General features: G+C 44.2%; 16 protein-coding genes and 6 pseudogenes. 15 read left to right on the top strand and 7 right to left on the bottom strand.

Annotated features, from left to right (window positions below; all coding sequences use genetic code 11):
* Positions 1-96: 96 nt before the first annotated feature.
* The 3 genes and pseudogenes from pheS to rpmI form a co-directional block, all read right to left on the bottom strand.
* A pseudogene (pheS, locus tag TT11_RS04240) lies at positions 97-1,152 on the bottom strand (phenylalanine--tRNA ligase subunit alpha).
* A 317-nt stretch (positions 1,153-1,469) separates the two neighbouring features.
* Positions 1,470-1,826 carry a 50S ribosomal protein L20 gene (rplT, locus tag TT11_RS04235; protein WP_011281252.1) on the bottom strand — a complete coding sequence of 119 codons (357 nt, stop codon included), beginning with the start codon at positions 1,824-1,826 and terminating at the stop codon, positions 1,470-1,472.
* 119 nt (positions 1,827-1,945) lie between these two features.
* A complete protein-coding gene (rpmI, locus tag TT11_RS04230; protein WP_057761939.1) occupies positions 1,946-2,143 on the bottom strand; it encodes a 50S ribosomal protein L35 in 198 nt (65 codons plus the stop codon).
* Between the two features lie 443 nt (positions 2,144-2,586).
* Here rpmI and TT11_RS04225 point away from each other — a divergent pair, with 443 nt between their 5' ends.
* From TT11_RS04225 to TT11_RS04190, 9 genes and pseudogenes are all read left to right on the top strand, one after another.
* Positions 2,587-3,030 (top strand): thioesterase family protein, encoded by a 444-nt coding sequence (locus tag TT11_RS04225; protein WP_102093896.1) that lies wholly within the window; start codon positions 2,587-2,589, stop codon positions 3,028-3,030.
* 195 nt (positions 3,031-3,225) lie between these two features.
* Positions 3,226-4,083, top strand: a complete 858-nt coding sequence (hisI, locus tag TT11_RS04220; RefSeq protein WP_261869178.1) for a phosphoribosyl-AMP cyclohydrolase — start codon at positions 3,226-3,228, stop codon at positions 4,081-4,083.
* Between the two features lie 192 nt (positions 4,084-4,275).
* Entirely contained in the window at positions 4,276-4,515 is a 240-nt protein-coding gene (tatA, locus tag TT11_RS04215; protein ID WP_201571991.1) for a Sec-independent protein translocase subunit TatA, read from the top strand.
* A gap of 26 nt (positions 4,516-4,541) precedes the next feature.
* A complete protein-coding gene (gene tatB, locus TT11_RS04210; protein WP_261869177.1) occupies positions 4,542-5,267 on the top strand; it encodes a Sec-independent protein translocase protein TatB in 726 nt (241 codons plus the stop codon).
* Complete coding sequence (locus TT11_RS04205; RefSeq protein ID WP_261869176.1) at positions 5,267-5,446, top strand: hypothetical protein; 180 nt, start codon at positions 5,267-5,269, stop codon at positions 5,444-5,446. The genes tatB and TT11_RS04205 overlap by 1 nt, the downstream gene beginning before the upstream one ends.
* 54 nt (positions 5,447-5,500) lie before the next feature.
* Positions 5,501-5,850, top strand: a pseudogene (locus tag TT11_RS17005) (twin-arginine translocase subunit TatC); the annotation flags it as partial.
* Entirely contained in the window at positions 5,777-6,184 is a 408-nt protein-coding gene (locus TT11_RS17000) for a twin-arginine translocase subunit TatC (RefSeq protein ID WP_370587773.1), read from the top strand. The pseudogene TT11_RS17005 and the gene TT11_RS17000, both read left to right, overlap by 74 nt.
* 228 nt (positions 6,185-6,412) lie before the next feature.
* A pseudogene (locus tag TT11_RS04195) lies at positions 6,413-7,892 on the top strand (UvrD-helicase domain-containing protein).
* 80 nt (positions 7,893-7,972) lie between these two features.
* Positions 7,973-9,007 (top strand): tRNA-dihydrouridine synthase, encoded by a 1,035-nt coding sequence (locus TT11_RS04190; protein WP_261869175.1) that lies wholly within the window; start codon positions 7,973-7,975, stop codon positions 9,005-9,007.
* A 45-nt stretch (positions 9,008-9,052) separates the two neighbouring features.
* On the opposite strand, the gene TT11_RS04185 is transcribed toward TT11_RS04190, so the two are convergent.
* Both TT11_RS04185 and TT11_RS04180 read right to left on the bottom strand, forming a co-directional pair.
* The gene (locus TT11_RS04185) at positions 9,053-9,424 is read right to left on the bottom strand and encodes an MAPEG family protein (protein ID WP_370587779.1); all 372 of its coding nucleotides are present in this window, start codon (positions 9,422-9,424) and stop codon (positions 9,053-9,055) included.
* Between the two features lie 69 nt (positions 9,425-9,493).
* Positions 9,494-9,907, bottom strand: a complete 414-nt coding sequence (locus TT11_RS04180; RefSeq protein ID WP_057761954.1) for an OsmC family protein — start codon at positions 9,905-9,907, stop codon at positions 9,494-9,496.
* Positions 9,908-10,381: 474 nt separating this feature from the next.
* Between TT11_RS04180 and TT11_RS04175 the strand changes: the two genes are divergently transcribed.
* Complete coding sequence (locus tag TT11_RS04175) at positions 10,382-10,900, top strand: RNA pyrophosphohydrolase (RefSeq protein ID WP_057761956.1); 519 nt, start codon at positions 10,382-10,384, stop codon at positions 10,898-10,900.
* A 97-nt stretch (positions 10,901-10,997) separates the two neighbouring features.
* Here TT11_RS04175 and TT11_RS04170 read toward each other — a convergent pair.
* Together TT11_RS04170 and TT11_RS04165 are read right to left on the bottom strand one after the other, a co-directional pair.
* Positions 10,998-11,818 (bottom strand): annotated as a pseudogene (locus tag TT11_RS04170) (NRDE family protein).
* Positions 11,819-11,926: 108 nt separating this feature from the next.
* Positions 11,927-13,579 (bottom strand): DUF4139 domain-containing protein, encoded by a 1,653-nt coding sequence (locus tag TT11_RS04165; protein WP_261869173.1) that lies wholly within the window; start codon positions 13,577-13,579, stop codon positions 11,927-11,929.
* A gap of 412 nt (positions 13,580-13,991) precedes the next feature.
* Between TT11_RS04165 and urtA the strand changes: the two genes are divergently transcribed.
* From urtA to urtD, 5 genes and pseudogenes are all read left to right on the top strand, one after another.
* Complete coding sequence (urtA, locus tag TT11_RS04160) at positions 13,992-15,344, top strand: urea ABC transporter substrate-binding protein (RefSeq protein WP_261869172.1); 1,353 nt, start codon at positions 13,992-13,994, stop codon at positions 15,342-15,344.
* Positions 15,345-15,698: 354 nt separating this feature from the next.
* Positions 15,699-17,396: pseudogene (gene urtB, locus TT11_RS04155) on the top strand (urea ABC transporter permease subunit UrtB).
* Between the two features lie 10 nt (positions 17,397-17,406).
* Positions 17,407-18,477, top strand: coding sequence for an urea ABC transporter permease subunit UrtC (gene urtC / locus TT11_RS04150; protein ID WP_201549058.1), 1,071 nt, complete (start codon positions 17,407-17,409; stop codon positions 18,475-18,477).
* Positions 18,477-18,614, top strand: coding sequence for a hypothetical protein (locus TT11_RS04145; protein WP_261869171.1), 138 nt, complete (start codon positions 18,477-18,479; stop codon positions 18,612-18,614). Before urtC ends, TT11_RS04145 begins: the two co-directional genes overlap by 1 nt.
* A pseudogene (gene urtD / locus TT11_RS04140) lies at positions 18,578-19,331 on the top strand (urea ABC transporter ATP-binding protein UrtD); the annotation flags it as partial. The gene TT11_RS04145 and the pseudogene urtD, both read left to right, overlap by 37 nt.
* Positions 19,332-19,359: the final 28 nt, after the last annotated feature.

The following is a 19,359-nucleotide window of genomic DNA, read 5'->3' as shown; positions in this document are numbered from 1 at the left end:
GCGTCAGGCTCGCTCAGTCTACGATTTGTAGCACTTTCACTCGCCTTCCTTGGATCTAAATTATCTTGAACTAACTATATAGGTATAAAGAAAACTCTAGCCAAATTGCTTTAAGAAGCGCACATCATTTTGGAAAAATAAGCGCAAGTCATCAATACCGTAATACAGCATCGCAAAGCGCTCGATACCCATACCAAAAGCAAAGCCAGTGTATTTGTCGCTATCGATACCGCAATTGGTTAATACTTGTGGATGCACCATGCCGCAGCCCATTACTTCAAGCCACTTGCCATTGTCATCTAAGATATCCACTTCTGCAGACGGCTCAGTGAATGGGAAAAACGACGGACGGAAACGTACGGTCAGCTCTTTGGCAAAAAAAATGCTTCTAGAAACTCACTGATTAAGCCTTTAGCTCAGCAAAAGTGCTCGACTCGGTGACCATAAGGCCTTCTAGCTGATGGAACATCGGCGAATGAGTTTGGTCTGAGTCGTTACGATAAACACGGCCTGGGCAAATGATGCGAATCGGCGGCTCATTTTTTCCATGGTACGAATCTGGACAGGACTGGTATGCGTACGCAATAGATAATGCGCATCGAAATAGAATGTATCATGCATCGCGCGCGCAGGATGGTGCGACGGGATATTCAACGCTTCAAAATTATAGTAGTCGCTCTCGACTTCGGGGCCAGTTGCGACATTGAAACCCGCTTGAATAAAGTACTGCTGCATACGCTGAGTAATCATGGTTACTGGATGCAGATGACCTTTTTGACCACCGCGAGCAGGCAAGGTAATATCAATGCTCTCGGCCTCCAACTTGGCATTGAGCGCTGCGACTTCTAGTTGCTGCTGCTGGTCTGTCAGTGCTTGCTGAATGCGACTACGCACTTGATGCAACCAGCCGCCATAAGTTTTTTTATCATCAGCATCGAGCTTGCCCATCTGCTTTGACCAGCCCGTTAACGGACTCTTTTTACCAGTCAATTGCACACGCAAATCTTGCAGTGTACGCGCATCAGTTACTTGTAGGATTAGAGCTTCAGCAGCACTCGCAAATTCGGTAAGCTGAGCTTCGTTAAGCTCATTGAGCTCTGAAGACAAGGTCGGTAGCGCCGACAAGTCGTTGGTGGCAGCAGGGTTAGTCATAAGACGCATTATTCCTGATTTGAACGGACTATTAATTGTAGGGATTTGACCAAATATTGCAAACCATTTATCCAGCTATGTTTATATAAAAGATTAATATAAAGGCTGGTTAGAAGAATGGCTTGAATATTTAGACGATGATAAGCGTATTTTTACTCAATAAAGAGCACGCTTAAAATAATTTAATATAAAAAAAGCCACCGACCAGCGGTAGCTTTTATTAATATCATACTATTAATCAATATTAGTCCTATCCATTTAGACAATTGCTTATAAATAATTATTTAAAAGCATCATACCTAAAGGACGGTTAATATTTAGGCCAATTCCGCTTTTGCTTTTTCGACCAATGCTGTGAAAGTCGCTGCATCATGCATAGCGATGTCTGCTAGAACGCGACGATCGATTGCGATGTTTGCTTTTTTCATGCCATTGATGAAGCGGCTATAGCTTAAGCCGTTTAAGCGTGCACCAGCATTGATACGTGCGATCCAAAGACGACGGAAAGTACGTTTCTTGTTGCGACGGTCACGATAAGCATATTGACCAGCTTTGGTCACTGCCTGTACCGCTACGCGGTAAACACGTGAACGGGCACCGTAGTAGCCTTTTGCGCGCTTTAAGATTTTTTTGTGACGGCGATTTGCCTGTACACCACGTTTTACACGGGCCATAATTTACTCCAAGATTTTTTAATCACTGTTAAGCGAGTGATGATGCTGTCAAATAACAAACATCATTGTCAGATTGCAAAGTCAAATATTTTCAATCAAAGATAGATGACGGTAGGCTATTAAATGTATGGGCACATACGACGAACTGCTGCTTCGTCAGACTTGTGCACCAACTTAAGACCACGCAATTGGCGAATACGCTTAGCTGATTTCTTGGTCAAAATATGGCTTTTGAATGCTTGCTTACGCTTGAAGCCATTCGCTGTTTTTTTGAAGCGTTTAGCTGCGCCGCTTCTGGTTTTCATCTTAACTTTCATGATGATTTGCCTCTTTTTCTGTTTTAGAACCTGGTCGTCAAATAGTCATACTGAATAATCGTTATATAAATAACCACTAAACCTCTATTTGCCTCGAGGTGGGAGGCGCTATTTTAGCAGATAGTGCCTTGTTTTGCCAAGTAAAGTTTTGGCGAGGTTTTAGTAGTCAATATAGACAAGTAATCAGCATCAAATAAGCGATAGCGGCTCTCCTAAAAGCACCAATAAAATGGCTGATTTTTATCCAAATAGATTGAATGTCAGCCTAAGCTGTGCTTAAGTAGAGACTGAGCTATATCTTCATATAAACACTATTAAAACCACCTTATTTACCATGAATATTTAAGCTAGAATGCACAGTCATAACGACGATAACAATAACAGTGCTGCTACCTACGGCATGATAAATAGAACCATATTTGGCCATCACTCTAGGAGATAGTGTGTCAAAACAAGAGTTAGTATTCGACGACGACTTGTTTGTTTTTGAGACAGTGATGCGTGTACGTCATACGGAAGCCGACGCAGGACAGCATATGACGGTAGAATCTCTGACAGCGCTATTGTCCGAAGCACGGCTAAGATTTCTATACGCTAAAGGGGTCAAAGAAATCAACGCAGACCATCAAGGCTTGATTATTGATAAATTGCAGCTAGATATTGTGAGCCGTATCCGCGTACGAGAAGAGCTATTATTTGAAGTTGGTGTTGAGCCAATATATGATAATGGCGGTAATATAATCCTAAAGGTCACGCGGATGCACACGGGCGAAATAGTAGCAAAAGCGCGCCAGCATTTTAGAGGTTACGACTTTAACCTCAATAAAGTGACTAAGCTTGATAATACGATTAAAGAAGCGTTGTATCCGCATTTATTTAGACTGTAGAATCGCTTATTATCAATAGTATGCTGTTCATTTAGATTTAGCATAATTGCACTCTATAGCGCATTTAGCTGACATCATATTGCTAGCTGTCAGCATATTGCAGAGCATTTCAGATAATCTCCCCGCTTTAATCATAAGTAGTATAATTGCTTATCACTCTTTTTCACTTTCTACCTATAAGACGACAAATACATTATGACTTTACCTGCTTGGCTGACTGCCGTAACTTTTAATGATGATGGTTTGATTCCTGCAATTGCTCAAGATCATCAGACAGGTCGTATTTTGATGATGGCGTGGATGAATGCAGAAGCATTGCAGCTAACCGCGCAAACCCAAACAGCGGTTTATTTTTCACGCTCACGTGCCAAGCTGTGGCATAAAGGTGAGTCATCAGGTCATACGCAAACTGTGCATGATATTCGTCTAGACTGTGATGCAGATGTGATTGTGCTTAGTGTCACTCAGGCTGGCGGCATTGCTTGCCATACGGGACGTGAATCTTGCTTTTATCAGCGGTTGGATTTATCAGGTCAAACGCCTGAATGGCAAACTGTCGATAAAGTATTAAAAGACCCTGCAGATATTTATCATTCTCATGACTCTACTAGCGAAACTCTTGAAATTGAAAACACTGGTGCGAATACTGATTCTGATACCATCCAAGCACAATCTAATACTACTCAAGCACAAATCGATAAAGCCTCTGTATTGCAGCAGCTTGATAGCGTATTAGCAGAGCGCAAACAAGCCGATGCCGACAGCTCTTATGTCGCCAGTCTGTATGCTAAAGGATTAAATAAGATATTAGAAAAAGTCGGTGAGGAGAGCACAGAGAGTATCATCGCTGCCAAAGATTTTGCTAACTGCGATGAGAGTACAGACAAAGCAAGCTACGATGAAGCGCGTCATGAGCTGATCTATGAAGTCGCCGATGTCTGGTTCCATACCTTGGTTGGGCTAGCATGGTTTGATATAGAGTCGGATGCCGTGTTAAACGAGCTAGGCAGACGTTTTGGGTTATCCGGTATCGATGAGAAAGCCGCTAGATAAGCCTAAATAAAAAATAAACGTCTATTTTATTTGATTATTGTTGCTTTCACCTATTTGTAATAAGTGCAGGTTATAATATAGCTCTGTTTTATCTCGCATTATATGTCGATGCTTTTTGTTTGCTAGATAGACCTTTTTGCAAACTCAAAGCAGGCATATAAAGACTGAAAACCAAGTCACAAGGATACCATTATGGGTAGTTTTTCTATTACACATTGGCTGATACTATTGGTCGTTGTCGTTGTCGTGTTTGGCACCTCAAAACTCAGAAATGCTGGTAAAGATTTGGGCGGTGCTGTCAAAGGTTTTAAAGAAGCTGTTAAAGATGAAAATACAGAGCATGCCAAAAAACACGCGGTTCTTGACCACGATGCAACGGCACACACTGAAGAGCGCTCAACCAGCAAGGTTGATGATAAGCATAACGTATAGCATCTAAACAGTGACATCGGACCATTATGTTTGATATCGGGTTTTCTGAACTACTTCTCTTTGGCGTTATCGCCCTAATCGTACTGGGCCCAGAAAAACTGCCGCAGGCAGCGCGCACGGCTGGGCAATGGTACGCCAAAATTCGCCGTACAGTCTCAACATTGCAGTCTGAAATAGAGGCTGAACTTGACTTGGCTGAGACGCGCCAGCAAATGCAAAAAGAGCTTGCCAAAATTCGCCAGACCGAAGCCGAAATGAGGCGTGAGATGGCTGAGATGCGGGGTAATATGAAAGCATTTGAAAGCTCGCATAGTCCTGCTTCGATAGCTTCTGAAGCATCTACGAATGCTGAAAATAGCAAGGGTGACGAAGTTCATGAAAATAACCGCACACAAAAGCAGCCGTCAGCCACGCCAAAAGCATTCGACTATGCTTATGCCACTGACGAGCAGACAGATACATTAGAAAATGACCAATTATCGAAGCGCGGTCACAGCGGTGACAATATAGATGATCCAAATGTAGATGATGCAAATGTAGATGATGCAAATGTGAGTGACAACGCCAAGGCAGCGCCAGTTGTTCAGACCATCATTACCCGACCGTGGGAAAACATGTGGTTTCGACTTGGCGCTTATGACAAAGCACGTCGGCTCCCAATGCCACCATATGTGCCAAACTATAAAGCGGATGCCCTACTCAACAGTCCTGCCAACATGCAGACTTCTGACCATAAGCAGGAGACTGATTGATGCCATCATTCAAGCGCAAAAAAAGTCGTCAAGAGAAAATTGCTGTTTCTGCCGTTACTGACCCAAATGTCATTGATCAAGAAGCTATCGATCAAAACAACCTTAATCAAGGTGCTGCAGCAACGACCAATACCACTCAAGATAAAAAAATCAGAGGATGTTTTAAGCCCTTTGGCTGATATGCTATTACCGAGCATTTGATTGAGCTGCGTCGGCATTTGATCAAAATATGCGTGGCGGTACTGATAATATTTTTAGGTTTGGTCGGCTATTCGCGTGAGCTATATAACTTGTTGTCTGACCCGTTGGTGGCGCAGTTACCCGCCAATTCGACCATGATTGCCACCGATATCACATCGAACTTTATGGCGCCGATACGTTTGACCGTATTTGTAGCTGCATTTTTGGCGATGCCTATATCCTTTATCAAATTTGGTCATTTGTAGCGCCCGGTCTGTATAAAAAAAGAAAAGAAAATTGCTATTCCAGTACTGCTATCTTCTATATTTTTGTTTTATGCTGGTGTGGCTTTTTCTTACTTTATTGTGCTCAAAGGGGTCTTAAAGTTCTTTATCATGTTTGCCCCGCAAAACGTACTACCCATGACAGATATCGACAGCTATCTCAGTTTTGCCTTAAAATTATTTATGGTATTCGGCTTAACGTTTGAGATTCCAGTTGTCACTTTGCTATTGATATTGGCAGGTATTGTCTCCATTCAGAGCTTAGAAGAAAAGCGTCGTTATATCATTGTGGGCTGTTTTGCTGTGGCTGCTGTTGTTACGCCGCCAGATGGCGTATCGATGCTCATGTTGGCGATTCCGATGTGGTTGTTGTTTGAGCTTGGTTTGTTTTTGGCGAAGATTCTAATCAAAGAAGAGCCTAGTCCTACTCTCATATCGACAGACAAAGAATAAAACACTTATCAGTCTAATCCAGACTAAAATAAAGTTATTGATTACATATAGCTATGCGTTAAACTACCATTACACCGTTTTATTCTTGCCTCATTAGTAAGCTGATTGCTTACTATCACGTTTTAGCATCACCATCATCTATAAGCCATTGTTTACCCAGTGGCTTTTTTTGCCCCTTTTATTTTTAATCAATTTTTGTATTTAGGTAGCTTTATTATGTCCGCATCTATGCCAGCTTATATGAGCGATCCCACTGACGAGCAGCTGAGCGCGCTGAATATGGCGATGGATCATAAGTCGTTTAAAGTGGTCGCTTATGCGGGCGCCGGTAAGACAACGACGCTCAAGCTAATCGGTGAGCGCTTACGTGGCCGCGGACTATATCTGGCTTTTAACAAAGCGATTGCCAATGATGCTCGTTCAAAGTTTCCGCCACATGTAGAGTGTCGTACTTTTCATTCACTTGCGTATCGTCATGTGGCTCGTGATATTACCGCCAAGCTATCTCTGCCACGATTTTCACCTAAGCGTCTCGGTGATGATTTAGGACTACAGCCTGTACAAGTACGTCGACAAATGGATGGGGTTAATAAATACATTACGCTGACACCCGCACGATTGTCTCGGTTCGTCAGCGATGCGGTAAGTAATTTTTGCAGCACGCATGCCAGCTACCCTGCGCCAAGCACATACTCTTCCCAAGTTGGCTCGATGACTCAGATGCAGAGCAGCTGCGCGAGATGCTCTACCCCGCTGTTGAGCAGCGCTGGTTACAGTCGATTGATGCGCGTCACCCTGCTGGTATTGGCCATGATATTTATCTCAAGCTTTGGGCGTTGTCTAAGCCAGTATTCCAGCGGACTTTATCTTATTTGATGAAGCCCAAGATGCCGATCCCTTGATGATGGGTATCTTGACTCAGCAGTCGAGACAAGTCATCTATGTGGCGATGCACACCAGCAGATTTATGAATGGCGCGGTGCGGTCAATGCGATGAAAAAAACTGCCGCTACCGCAGACATTATTGACACAGTCTTTTCGCTTTGGCGAGCCGATTGCAGAAGTGGCCAATACCTTATTAAAAGCGCTACAAGAAGACGTACCGCTAAAGGGTAATCCAAACAAGCAATCCTCTACCGATAAGGGCATGGTACACAGTAAGAAAGATGCTATTTTGTGCCGTACCAATGCTGCTGCTATGTCGCAACTGTTGACAGGATTAAAACACGGGCATCGCGTGGCGCTACAAGCGGATACCGACCGTATGCTCAAATTCTGTCAGGCAGCCGAAAACTTAAAAAATGGTAAATCGGCTTACGGTGTACCTGAGCTGGCTTATTTTTATAATTGGGGTGATGTGCAAGAGTACGCCGAAACCAATGAGGGTAGCGACCTCAAAACACTGGTCAAACTGGTCGATGACCATGGTACTAATGTACTAAGCCAAGCGGTCAATAGTCTGACTAGCATTGAAAACGCTGACTATGTCATCTCTACTGCTCATAAAGCCAAAGGGCTTGAATGGGGAAAAGTACAACTAGATGATGATTTTTACTACGATGTGACAACCAATGCAGTCAAGATCAGTCCAGAAGAGCTGCGTTTGCTTTATGTTGCTTGCACGCGTGCGCAAAGCAATTTGGATATTCACAATATTAAAGACTTGATATCAGGATTACAGACGGGCAAAAAAAGTGATTTTTGGTAATACTTAATTACCCTCCACCTTTGTCAGCCTCAAGTTTTATTCAATCTCTCATAGTGACCCTTTAGCAGTGAATCACCAGCATGAATAATAACCAACAACTTCAAACGCGTCAAAATACCATTAATCAGTTATTTGCGACTCCCGTGCGTTTGCTCGCGCCTATGGAAGGCTTGACCGATCCATTAATGCGCCAAATCTTAACCCAAATTGCGTCTGACTTGGGGTGTCCTTATGATTGGTCGGTCAGTGAGTTTATTCGCATCACTCAGCACGTCTTACCTGCGCATGTGTTTTATAAATATGTGCCTGAGCTACATCATGATGCCAAAACGGCCTCTGGTACGCCCATTCATGTACAGATTTTGGGTAGCGAAGCACAGCTTATGGCCGAAAACGCCGCGTACGCTTGTGAGCTCGGTGCGCCTGCTATCGACATCAACTTTGGATGTCCTGCAAAAACGGTCAATAGTCATCGCGGTGGTTCAGTACTGCTGGATGAACCTGAAACAATGTATCAGATTATCAGTGCCGTACGCCAAGCCGTTCCCGCCCATATACCAGTATCAGCTAAGATTCGTCTGGGCTATACCGACACTAGCCGAATGGATGATATTCGCGGTGCAATTAACGATAGCGGCGCCGACTGGCTGACCATTCATGCACGTACTAAAACCCAAGGCTATAAGCCGCCTGCCTATTGGGACAAAATCCAGAGCTTTAATGCGCTCGATATTCCAGTCATTGCCAATGGAGAAATTTGGAACTTTGAGCATGCGCAAAACTGTATGACACAAGCAGGTACACCGCATTTGATGTTAGGTCGCGGCGCAGTAACACGTCCTGATTTAGTGGCACAGGTTGATAATGATACTGAAAACAGTACTGATAGCGTAGAGAATACGGCTACATTGTTATGGCAAGATTTAATCGCGCATCAGATTAAGTTTTTGGAAGGTGAGGCAAAGAACGATGTGGTTTTGGTCGGTCGTTATAAACAATGGCTAGGTATGCTTACCAAAGGCTACGTTGAGGCGCAAACAGTGTGGGAAGGTATTAAACGAGAGAAAAATAAAGCGGTGATTATTAGCGCCCTACAAGCAAGCGTACGAGATTAATCACCTGCTTGTATTTGAGCGTTTTGGCAGTTACGGATATTTTTACTAGACGCTGACTCGTATCGCTAAATAAAATAGCATTAGACAACATGCCATTGATAGTACCCAGAGGATAGAGCGGAACATTGCCAAATTAGTAATATACGCCACACAAAAACCAATTCGTATCATCACATACAGCCAAGCCAATACGTTGATAATCGACTGCGGTACAAAGAACAGCATAGCTACCAATACTGCTGCCAAGAATACTGGCAAGGTTTCATAACTGTTTTGCTGTGCTGCATTAGCACGTGCTGCCAGGCCTGTCGCATTTTGAAAGAATTCGCGAGGATGTGCATTATTTCTGATTCTAAAGCCACCAGATACTTTCGCAACGATTGACACCGCCCATGGCAATAGACTTGCTACCACCATGGCTAAAATGGCAGACGCCACTTTGTCAGTTACCAACTCAAAAAAATGCACTTATCATTATATAAGTTCCTAGCTTGCAACCACTTCGAAATCATGGGTGATATTGACCCCACCTGCTACTAGCATACGGCTGGCAGAACAGTATTTTTCTGCTGATAACTGGATGGCTTTTTCGACTTGTTTTTCTTTGACCTCTTGACCAGTGACAATGAAATGCATATGAATATCGGTATAGACCGCTGGTACGGTTTCAGCACGCTGGGCGGTTAGCTCACAACGTACATCCGTCACTGCTTGGCGTGATTTCTGTAAAATCTCTACGACGTCATAACTGGCGCAACCACCTAATCCTAACAAAATAAGCTCCATCGGGCTTGAGCCTTTTTCTTTATCAGCATCGATTTGTACATTATGTCCTGATGGTGACACACCCATAAAGGCTTTGTTCTCTTGCCATATGACGCTTGCTTTTGATTCTGACATTGTAGATGTTCCTTATTTTAAATGGCGTATTGCTATTATTATTGTGTGAATGATATATTGCCCAGCTAGTGTAGCATAAGCCAAAGCAAGATTTTATAGGCTCATTGTTTTGCTGTTAGCTCGCCAGTGAAATCTGTGCTTTCATCACTTTATACATATCGAAATAGTGAAGTTCGACAGTTTACTAAATAATCGTATGTTCATCCGCCTATTACTACTCTTCGACACTTGCCCAAAAATACTGTATAAAAACCTACAAAAGTTTGCTTATAAATAGTTGATTTTAAAAGGTAAAACTCGTGAAACATTTTATAGCAAAATACTGTTACACATTTTGCTTGTTTCTTGGTTTAATAACGGTAATGAATCTTGTTTTGAGCGGATGTCGATAACAATCACCTTATAATAATTACGATTGCTGTCACGGTTTCAAGTCAAAACAAGCTATTTTTAAACAAATTAAAAGGTTTAGTCATGATAGATGCAGACGGCTTTCGCGCCAACGTCGGCATCATCTTGGCAAATACACAAGGGCAGGTTCTGTGGGCAAAACGTATTGGTCACAACGCTTGGCAATTTCCGCAGGGTGGTATCGACCGCGGGGAAACGCCGATGGATGCAATGTATCGCGAGCTCTGGGAAGAGGTCGGCTTACATCCGCGTCACGTAGACTTATTGGCAGTCACGCAAGACTGGTTGCGCTATCGTTTGCCAAAACGTTATGTACGTCATGGTCAGCATCCCTTATGTATTGGGCAAAAACAAAAATGGTTTTTGCTACGCTTAGATGAGCCAAATACTCAACATATACGCTTTGACGAAGGGAAACCTGAATTTGACCATTGGCAATGGGTCAGCTACTGGTATCCACTCGGACAAGTGATTCACTTTAAACGAGGCGTTTATCGTCGTGCCTTGCAAGAATTGGTACGCGAACTCCCGCTAAAGCAAGAGCTGATCATTCCTGAGCAAAATAATCATCTGCTTATGTAATGAATCACTCAATAGTACAATGCAAAACACCCACGATAGTAGCTAGAATGTTAGCAATTACCGTGGGTGTTTTTTTATTATCTACTAACCGTCATTGTCAGTGACTATCAAACTCTCGGCTAACAATGTCAGCCGTGTAGTTTGCTCCCATATCTCTCTCTTTGCGCAACGTTAAGATGCTTTGAGTGCGGGTACCATAAGTAGGTTTGCTAGTTTTAGTATCGCCAAAAGCGACGGGTTCAATATAAACAGACGATAGCATTTGCTCCACTTCAAATGCCACGCCAGTCATAGGCAATTTATCTTCTGGTGCTTTGGTACTATCTGACAAAATGTTAAAAGCCGCCGCTTGCCAGTACGCAGGCGAACTATCCTCTGCAATCAATGGCAGCACTTCTTGACGTAGTCGCCCGCGCAACCACTCTGTCTTAAACCAGCTGTCCTCTGGTTGTCCATTAGAGATAACATACAGACCTGAGTATAATGGCGTGGGTGCATGGCCACGATTATTAACGATCACAGCTTGCGCAGCGTCACCAATGATCAGGTTAAAGCCCGCATAATCTTGCAAATCAATCTGCCGTGCAAAATCCATCGGACTTAGAGTCCCTGTCAAGAATTCAGTGACCAGTCCACCACGTGAGCGCTCATCACTACTTGCCTGCACACCATCACGGAAATTTAATACTGCAGCCCAACGACCATTCTGTTCATAATACTCTGCACTCTGCGCTGGTGACACTTGCTGATGAATGCCTAACCACGTGCACCGCTTTGCTTATCGCGTCCAGCATAGATAGGTTGGTCAGACCACTGGTGGAGCGGCTCAGTTGGGCGCTGCAAAAACTCATCACGATTAGACAGTAGTACCAGCGGTAACTCATCAAATAATTGCCAAGCAATAGCGACAATACACATAGCTTTCCTTTTATAATAATTTTCGTTATGCGGGTAATTCTTAATAGAGGCAAAGATATTATTTCAGACTTTACTTATTAATAAGGTAGCACTTACAGGCAGTGCTTATTAATTGCCAGTCAGTAATTTATTGGCAGGATAACTAACCTGGGAGGTTGAACGTATTACTTTTGATTGCTTACTTGGTAAGTTAAATTCCCACGCCACCATACCTTGATTGTCATTCCAATCTCGCTCAGTTACAGGCGGCGTATGAGTCACCGCAACTTTTAAACTATCGTCACGACTGATAGGTTCACTGCCCAGTACTTGCAAGCGTACGCTACGATTGTGCTGATTGGTAAACTGATAGGCTTGGGTGGTCGTCAGTGTTTGCGTACGGTTGAGCACGCCTTTTTCCCCTTGCTTGTCTTCATTGGTCAGCTCTTTTACGAGCATATTTGAATCACGACCAAATCCAATCCCCTGCTCTTTTAGCATTTGATAGTTATAGCGCGATTGTCCAACATAATTGTCATCACGGTACAGCTGTAGCGAACCATCGACCCAGTCCGGCGTCAAAAACGGCGCTGACGCATACCAGTAGGCAGCAGTCTCAACACTTGGCGTACTGCGAATCCAGAGCTTACTGTTACCTGCCTGCTCCCCAATCACTGTGCGTACGCGTCTCCCATCACTCGGAATACTGACCAACTGCGGTAAACGATACTCGATAATGCCATTTTTGTTTTGGCTACTGACCGTAAAATTCGGTAGCGGTGCCATCGGTGCGCCTGCTCCTTTGTTATAAGCAGGCTCTTCCATCATAACAGGGGACGCATCCATCATAGGTAGCTCGCGTCTTACTCGGGCATCCGCGCTCTCTTCATACAATGATAGACGCTGCACATATGGCAGTTGCCCCGTCGTACTTTGATTGGGATTAACAGTACTAAGTGTCAGTGGTACGTTTGTCCAGTTCTCGCCAGTTTGCTGAGCAATAATCGCAGAAGCTGTGATACTTAACTGCTCACTGTTTGTGTTTAGGCGAGCTTGATATGCAGGCTCCCAACCTGCACCTTGCACTTGATAATGCAACTTAATACTACTTGGCGAGCGGCTTGCCGTACGTACACTCACCTGTGTCACCTTGTTAAAGGTCGATGTCGCGCTGCCTGCCATCAGTTGATTAAGTGCGTCTTGGGCACGCGCTTGTCGCTGTTGAATCTCTAAAATCCTTTGGTTAATACTGGTAGCTTGAGTTTCTATATCGCGGGCATTATTGGCAATCGTGCTGTCTGTATTGACTTGCGTGGCTTTGGTCAAATTCTGCAAGTAAGCCTTTGCTAATCGTGCCGCTTCTAATTCAGCATTGATATTGGCTAAGGTGTTTTGCTGCGTCTGTACCTTGGCATCACCTTGATACTGGCATTGGGCTGCCTGCTCACCTGTCAGCTCTTCGATGCTGACTTCCCCAACGTTGACATTATTCGTCGCTTGTACGCTTAGACTTTCTTTATCCATATAAGGTGATAGGCACGAAAACACCACCATTTGCTCACCGCTACCTGTAATAGGCAATGCGCGCGTCACGCTTGCCAGCCCCTGATAAATGGTCACTTGCTCGACGCTACTGGTGGCCGCTTGCGCCGAAGACAATCCCAAGATGGCACTACTACTAAGTACAAATGGAAGGATAGCAAATCTAGTCATTTGATTAAGCGGCGGTAATACGCTGCCACGACCTGTTGAGACAGGCGAATCCGTTAATTGTGCGTTCATACATCATTCCTTAGCAGTAAAATTCATCATGGCAGCCACGCATTGGCTCAACGCGCAAAATAGTAACTATCTTAGAGATATTACCGTAGCCGTTTTACAGGTCTTTGGCAATAAATGCTTTTGGCAAACAGCATTTTTAGTAATAAGCACTTTTAACGATAAATCTCTTCATATGATAGCTATGCAATTTTAAAAATTTGGTTTTCTGGATTGCACCATTTTTTTGTTCATCTCCCCTTTATGGTGCAGTTTATTAACCATCTTGCACTAAATTAATGAATATATTAATCAGAACCTAATTATTGCTCAATTATTACTCGATTATTGGCTTTTTTAACTTGGCACGGAACTTGAACTCTTAATAGGTGTTCAGGAACATTATTTTACCTTTTGTATTTATTAGGAGATGTCCATGTTTTCGTTACCAATTTTAGCCAATACTCAAGTAGTAGCCCCTCAATCACACGGAAAAATCAAATCACGTTTATCGTTACTAGCAGTAGCCGTCGTTGGCAGCTTAAGTCTTATTGGTTGTCAAAAACCTTCCGAAACTGCAGCATCAACAGAGACAACCGCTGAAACGAGTACAGAAACGACCACCGAGCCTGCTGCTGATGGCGACACTATCAAAGTCGGCATACTACATTCGCTGTCTGGCACCATGGCCATCTCTGAAACCTCTCTAAAAGATACCGCGTTAATGACCATTGATGAAATCAATGCCAATGGCGGTGTGCTCGGTAAGCAACTCGAACCAGTCGTCGTCGACCCTGCTTCTGATTGGCCATTATTCGCTGAAAAAGCCCGTCAGCTACTCACTCAAGATAAAGTAGATGTCATCTTTGGCGGTTGGACATCGGTATCACGCAAATCTGTATTACCTGTAGTTGAAGAGTTAAACGGATTGATGTTCTATCCAGTGCAATACGAAGGACAAGAGCAGTCAGAAAACATCTTTTACACTGGTGCGGCACCAAACCAGCAAGCCATTCCAGCAGTAGAGTACTTGATGAGCGAAGAAGGCGGCGGTGCAGAGCGCTTTGTATTGTTAGGTACTGATTACGTCTATCCACGCACCACCAACCAGATTTTAAAGGCATTTTTGAAATCAAAAGGCGTGGCTGATGCAGACATCATGGAAGAATACACCCCATTTGGTTTCAGCAACTATCAAACCATCGTATCTAACGTTAAAAAGTTCTCAACGGGCAAAAAGACCGCGGTTATCTCGACCATCAATGGCGACTCAAACGTTCCGTTCTATCGTGAACTAGCGAATCAAGGCATCAAAGCGTCAGATATTCCAGTCATGGCATTCTCAGTCGGTGAAGAAGAGCTACGCGGTATCGATACCAGTCTGCTACAAGGGCATTTGGCGGCGTGGAACTACTTTATGTCGATCAAAAACCCAACCAACAGTGCCTTCACCAAACGCTATAAGCAGTATGCATTGGACCAAAAACTACCAAATGCTGAAAAAGTCGTGACCAATGATCCAATGGAAGCTACTTATGTCGGTATCAATATGTGGAAGCAAGCTGTCGAAAAAGCAGGTACAACTGATGTCGATAAAGTACGTGTTAGCATGGCGGGACAAACATTCGATGCACCTTCTGGCTACACGCTAAAAATGGATGAAGAAAACCATCATCTATGGAAGCCTGTGATGATTGGTCAAATCCGTGCCGACGGTCAGTTTGATACGATTTTCAAAACGCCAGAAGTCATTCAAGCGCAGCCATGGAGCGAATACATTCCTAAATAAAACATCTCCTAAGTAAAGTGGTACTGAAAAGCGCATGGAGAGTAGCCAGCTGGATAAACGAGATAAATAAACGACCCATCGCCTACTCTCCACATTTATTTTTAACACTTATTCTCAACTTTTAAATACCTTCAAACCTTATCAACACTTCTACTGCTTAGTCCGCTAAGCAATAGAAGCTAAGGGTTTGTTGTCTGTAAAAACAGGGAGCCGCACATGCAGCGCCATACTTTACGCCCATTTGCAGGGCGAACATCATCCGAACCTGGTAATAATCCAAAAGCATCAGTCAGTGAAGTCATGCAGCAGGCGGCTCATTTTTCAATTTATGCGCCTCTGCGGTTACTTGCATTGATGGCATTATGCATAACAACTTTCACCACCACAGCGTATGCGGATCATGATGGTCAGGTACATGACCACGATACGGATACCGCTCATAGTGAGCAATCTTTGGTCACACCTGTCAACGTAGCCACTTCTACTCAAGCCAGCACCTCAGATACCTCAAATATTTCAACAGCAACTTCTACAAACTCAGGCGATGCCATTCAACAATTTGTGGCGGGTGATTTTAGCCAGCGTCAAACCATGTTAAGTGACTGGCCTGGATCGGTTGAGAGTCTAGATAGCTTGGTTGAATTCATTGCCAATGATGAGCTTTATCAAGGCAACGGTGGGCAAACGTATTTACTGAATAAAGATGATCAGTTATTTACCTATCCCAATAAAGAAGAGACAGCCGATTGGCCTAGTGACTTATCACAAATCACCTTGACCAATGCGCTACGCTCGGCGCTTATCTTTGGGCAAGCTAAGGTAAAGCTAGCATCTGACAAACCTGCACAGCGACTACAAGCTGTGGACATTTTGGCCGACAATATTGACCAAGTAGATCCAGCAACTATTACGACAGCAGCGGCAAATGAAGACAACACTAAAGTTAAAAAAAGCACTAACCGCATTACAGGCTCGTATAGATTTCAAAAATGGTGACCTACCCACTCAAATCGCAGCTGTGAACCTACTTGCAGATAGTGATAACCCACAAGTTTTGGTCGATATTGAATCTGCTCGCGGCTGATGGCTAGATGCCTCGCTTAAAGCTGCACTTATCGATGCTGAATCTAGCGTGTCACGCCGTATCGAAATCAGCACATGGACGGGTCATATTTTCACCGGTATGAGCACCGCCAGTATTTTACTGCTAGCGGCGCTTGGCCTTGCCATTACCTTTGGTCTGCTTGGCGTGATTAATATGGCGCATGGTGAGCTGATTATGATTGGGGCTTATACCACTTATATGGTTCAAAACTTCTTTCAAGCTTATATCCCAGATATGGCAGGTTGGTATTTGCTTGCTGCTATTCCAGCTGCTTTTTTAGTCAGCGCTGTCATCGGTATGATTATTGAACGTATCGTGATTCGTCCACTATATGGTCGTGAGCTAGAAACATTATTGGCTACCTTTGGCGTAAGCTTAATATTGATGCAGTTGGTACGGATGATTTTTGGTGCGCAGAACGTTGAAGTCAGTAACGTGGCGTGGCTCAGCGGCGCATATCAGGTGTCCTCAAGTCTCGTACTGCCTTATAACCGTATTGCCATTATTGGCTTTACCGTCATTGTCGTGGCACTACTGGTGTACTTACTCAACAAAACGCGCTTTGGATTGTTTATAAGAGCCGTTACCCAAAACCGCCAAATGGCACGTGCTGTTGGCATCCCCTCTGCACGTATCGATATGATGGCATTTGGTTTGGGTTCTGGCTGGCTGGTATGGCTGGCTGTGCCCTTGCCCAAGTAGGCAACGTAGGTCCTGATCTGGGTCAAACCTATATCATTGATACCTTTTTGGTCGTCGTTGTTGGCGGGGTCGGACAAGTATGGGGTGCAGTATTGGCCGCCTTGGGACTTGGTGTGAGTGGTACGGTACTTGAGATTGGTATCGGTGCAGTATTGGCTAAGATTGTGTTGTTGGTTCTTGTGATTCTGTTTATTCAGAAACGGCCACAAGGTTTATTTGCACTCAAAGGCCGCTTTGTCGAATAAGGAGACTGCTATGATACTGACCAAATTACTGTCTGATACGCCGCGTAGTGCTGTTTTAATTGGCTTATGTTTTGCCGTACTACTGATATTGCCTTGGCTACATCTTATGCCGGAGACTTCAGCTTTTCACCTTTCAGCCTACTGGATTACCCTAATTGGCAAAATCATGGCGCTAGCGATGGTGGCTTTGGCACTAGATCTCGTCTGGGGCTATGCCGGTATTTTGAGCTTGGGACATGGTCTGTACTTTGCTTTGGGTGGTTATGCGTTTGGCATGTACCTAACACGTGAGACAGCAGGCGATGGCTTACCGGACTTTATGCGGTTCTTGAGCTGGACTGAAATGCCCTGGTATTGGGCTGGCACGCAGCACTTTTGGTGGGCAGTCGCACTGGTTGTATTAGTGCCTGGCTTGGTTGCATTTATCTTTGGTTTCTTTGCCTTTCGCTCCAAAATCAAAGGCGTTTATTTTTCTATCATCACTCAAGCCATGGTCTACGCGGCAGCCTTGCTGTTCTTCCGTAATGAGACAGGCTTTGGTGGCAATAACGGCTTTACTGGTTTTACTACCCTTTTAGGCTACGACATTACCGCTGCCTCTACTCGCTCAATGCTGTGCTTTGTCACGGCCTTAGCATTGTTAGTCTCTTATATGGGTTTGCGTCATTTAATGAATCAGCCTTATGGGCGAGTCCTCGGTGCCATTCGTGACAGCGAGAACCGCCTGCAGTATCTAGGCTACCGTACTCTGTGGTACAAGCTATCTGCTTGGGTATTATCCGCTGTCATTGCTGGTGTCGCAGGAGCGCTATACGTGCCACAAGTAGGCATTATCAATCCGAGTGAGATGAACCCAGTGAACTCAATTGAGATAGCTGTCTGGGTAGCGACTGGTGGTAGAGGAAGCTTAATTGGCGCGATTTTAGGAACTGGTGTGGTAAATGCTGTGAAAACCTACTTTACGGTCGCCTACCCTGAATTTTGGCTATTGATATTAGGCGGACTATTCGTCGTCGTGACGTTGTTTTTACCCAATGGCATTATGGGCTTGTTCGATCGATTCAAAAAGGAGAAACAATAATGCTAAATGATAAATCACCATCGACCGAACAATCGATTAAGGCGCTGTCTGAATATGATCATACTGATGGACGTGACGGTCTCAGTCATCCCAAAAATCTGGCGTCGACTTTAGCCATGGTATTGCTCTGTACTTAGAAGATGTGAGCGTTTGGTTTGATTCGTTTCGCGCACTCAACAATCTGTCGCTCTATATCGAAGAAGGCGAGCTACGCTGTATCATCGGCCCCAACGGCGCTGGCAAAACCACGCTCATGGATGTCATTACAGGTAAAACCCGCCCTACGGAAGGCAGCGTGTTTTTTTGGTCAAACTCACAACCTTGCCAGCTTATCTACCGAACAAATCGCTGAAGCTGGCATCGGACGTAAGTTTCAAAAACCTACTGTCTTTGAAAATTTTACCGTAATGGATAATCTGTTACTTGCCGCGCCAAAAGACAAACGTGTGGTCAAAAGCTTATTTAACAAACTCGATGCCGATACTCGCGATACCCTTGACGCGACTCTACAGCAAATTCGCCTGACCGACAAAATCAACAAGCCCGCTGGATTGCTTTCACATGGGCAGAAACAGTGGTTAGAGATTGGCATGCTACTGATGCAAAGCCCCAAGCTAATTCTGCTTGATGAGCCTGTGGCCGGTATGACTGATGCAGAAACTGAACATACCGCTGAGCTGTGTCTACGGCTCAAAAAGAACCATACCTTAGTAGTAGTCGAACATGACATGACCTTTATCGATGCCATCAGTGAAAAAGTCACAGTATTGGCACAAGGGGCGATTTTGGCCGAAGGTACGTTAGCTGAAGTGCAAGCCAATGAAACAGTGATTGAGTCCTACTTAGGTCGATAGCCGAACGAATCATCTAGACGAGTCAAAC

Source organism: Psychrobacter sp. JCM 18901 (genome assembly GCF_000586435.1).
Classification (GTDB): Bacteria; Pseudomonadota; Gammaproteobacteria; order Pseudomonadales; family Moraxellaceae; genus Psychrobacter.
This window is presented reverse-complemented; position numbering and strand designations above follow the sequence as displayed.

Coding starts and splice junctions, on each gene's coding strand:
- rpmI (WP_057761939.1), bottom strand. CDS start 2,143: ATGAAAGTTAAGATGAAAACCAGAAGCGGCGCAGCTAAACGCTTCAAA.
- hisI (WP_261869178.1), top strand. CDS start 3,226: ATGACTTTACCTGCTTGGCTGACTGCCGTAACTTTTAATGATGATGGT.
- urtA (WP_261869172.1), top strand. CDS start 13,992: ATGTTTTCGTTACCAATTTTAGCCAATACTCAAGTAGTAGCCCCTCAA.
- tatA (WP_201571991.1), top strand. CDS start 4,276: ATGGGTAGTTTTTCTATTACACATTGGCTGATACTATTGGTCGTTGTC.
- TT11_RS04165 (WP_261869173.1), bottom strand. CDS start 13,579: ATGAACGCACAATTAACGGATTCGCCTGTCTCAACAGGTCGTGGCAGC.
- TT11_RS04175 (WP_057761956.1), top strand. CDS start 10,382: ATGATAGATGCAGACGGCTTTCGCGCCAACGTCGGCATCATCTTGGCA.
- rplT (WP_011281252.1), bottom strand. CDS start 1,826: ATGGCCCGTGTAAAACGTGGTGTACAGGCAAATCGCCGTCACAAAAAA.
- tatB (WP_261869177.1), top strand. CDS start 4,542: ATGTTTGATATCGGGTTTTCTGAACTACTTCTCTTTGGCGTTATCGCC.
- urtC (WP_201549058.1), top strand. CDS start 17,407: ATGATACTGACCAAATTACTGTCTGATACGCCGCGTAGTGCTGTTTTA.
- TT11_RS04180 (WP_057761954.1), bottom strand. CDS start 9,907: ATGTCAGAATCAAAAGCAAGCGTCATATGGCAAGAGAACAAAGCCTTT.
- TT11_RS04145 (WP_261869171.1), top strand. CDS start 18,477: ATGCTAAATGATAAATCACCATCGACCGAACAATCGATTAAGGCGCTG.
- TT11_RS04190 (WP_261869175.1), top strand. CDS start 7,973: ATGAATAATAACCAACAACTTCAAACGCGTCAAAATACCATTAATCAG.
- TT11_RS04185 (WP_370587779.1), bottom strand. CDS start 9,424: ATGGTGGTAGCAAGTCTATTGCCATGGGCGGTGTCAATCGTTGCGAAA.
- TT11_RS04205 (WP_261869176.1), top strand. CDS start 5,267: ATGCCATCATTCAAGCGCAAAAAAAGTCGTCAAGAGAAAATTGCTGTT.